Source organism: Stenotrophomonas sp. PS02289 (assembly GCF_029960115.1).
Taxonomy (GTDB): Bacteria; Pseudomonadota; Gammaproteobacteria; order Xanthomonadales; family Xanthomonadaceae; genus Stenotrophomonas.
In genome coordinates, this window is the sequence record NZ_JASCOZ010000326.1 from 1 (window position 1) to 1,553 (window position 1,553).

At 69.0% G+C, this 1,553-nt stretch carries 3 protein-coding genes; all 3 read left to right on the forward strand.

The annotated features are described in order from the left end of the window. Nucleotides 1-107: 107 nt before the first annotated feature. Entirely contained in the window at nucleotides 108-575 is a 468-nt protein-coding gene (gene ribH / locus QMX83_RS21395; protein ID WP_282298635.1) for a 6,7-dimethyl-8-ribityllumazine synthase, read from the forward strand. Beyond that, complete coding sequence (nusB, locus tag QMX83_RS21400) at nucleotides 572-1,051, forward strand: transcription antitermination factor NusB (protein ID WP_282298636.1); 480 nt, start codon at nucleotides 572-574, stop codon at nucleotides 1,049-1,051. Before ribH ends, nusB begins: the two co-directional genes overlap by 4 nt. Nucleotides 1,052-1,075: 24 nt before the next feature. Continuing rightward, the coding region (locus QMX83_RS21405) for an AIR synthase related protein (RefSeq protein WP_282298637.1) at nucleotides 1,076-1,553 on the forward strand (478 nt) is incomplete at its 3' end.

Consider the following 1,553-nt stretch of genomic DNA (forward strand, 5'->3'; position numbering starts at 1 on the left):
CCCCGTGACCCCTTAGAGCCACGCCCTGGGTGGCTGCACGCTCCTTAGCGCCGGGCAGAGCCCGGCTCTACGCTAGAATACCCCCCATCTATTGGACCCTTTTGACCATGAGCCACTACGAAGGCGACCTCCGCACGCCGGAACAGGCCCGTTTTGCCATCCTTGCCAGCCGCTGGAACGCCCGGATCACCGACGTACTGGTGGCCGGCGCGCGGCAAAGCCTGGCCGGCAACGGCATTGCCGAAGCCGACATCGACGTGATCCGCGTCCCGGGTGCCTGGGAGCTGCCGCTGGTGGCCGCCCGCTTGGCCGCCGCGCACGAACATGCCGCCATCATCACCCTGGGCTGCGTGATCCGTGGCGACACCCGGCATTACGAACACGTGGCTGACCGCTGCGCGGAAGGCCTGATGCGCGTGCAGCTGGACTTCGGCGTCCCGGTGCTCAATGGCGTGCTGGCGGTGGAACGTGCGGAAGACGCGGAAGCACGCGCCGGTGGCAGCCATGGCAACAAGGGCGAAGAGGCCGCATTGGCGGCCCTGGAAATGGTCAATCTTCTGGAGCAGTTGCCGTGAACAATAAATCCCCGGGCAAGCCGTCCGGCAAGCCGGTCCGCCGCGATGGCATCGACCCGGTGCTGCGCTCGCGCGCCCGCCGCCGTGCCCTGCAGGCCATCTACGCCTGGCAGATCTCCGGCGGCAATGCGCAGAGTCTGCTGAGCCAGTTCGCCCACGAGCAGGCCCGTGAAATTGCCGACCTGGCCTATTTCGAAGCCCTGGTGCATGGCGTGCTGGACCACCGCAAGGACCTGGACGAGGCGCTGACCCCGTATCTGGATCGCAGCGTGGAAGAGGTCGATGCGATCGAGCGCGCCGCGCTGCGCGTGGCCGCCTACGAACTGCGCTACCGCCTGGATGTCCCGTACCGCGTGGTGATCAACGAGGCCATCGAGTCGGTCAAGCGGTTTGGCTCCGAACACGGCCATACCTACGTCAACGGCGTGCTCGACCGTGCCGCCGTGGAATGGCGCAAGGTGGAAAACGGCGGCTGACCGCCCCGGGCCCAGCGCATGTCACTGGCCGAATTTGCCCTGATCGACCGCATCCGCGCCCGCACCACCGGGCGCGGTGATGTGGTGCTCGGCATTGGCGACGACGCCGCGCTGTTGCAGCCGCGCGCGGGCGCGCAGCTGGTGGTCACCGCTGACACCTTGAACAGCGGGGTGCATTTCCCCGCCGAAACCCCGCCGGCCGACATCGGCTGGAAGACACTCGCGGTGAACCTGTCCGATCTGGCCTCGATGGGCGCGCAGCCGGCCTGGTGCACGCTGGCGCTGTCGCTGCCCAGCGCCGACGCCGACTGGATCGATGCGTTCGCTGACGGCTTCTTCGCCCTGGCCGACAGCAGCAGGATCGTGCTGATCGGGGGCGACACCACTCGCGGACCCTTGTCGCTCTCCGTCACCGCGATGGGGCAGGTAGACACCGGTCTGGGGGGGGGGGGGGGCGCCCCGCGGGGGGGGGGGGCGGTGTGGGTGTGGGGGGGGCGGGGGG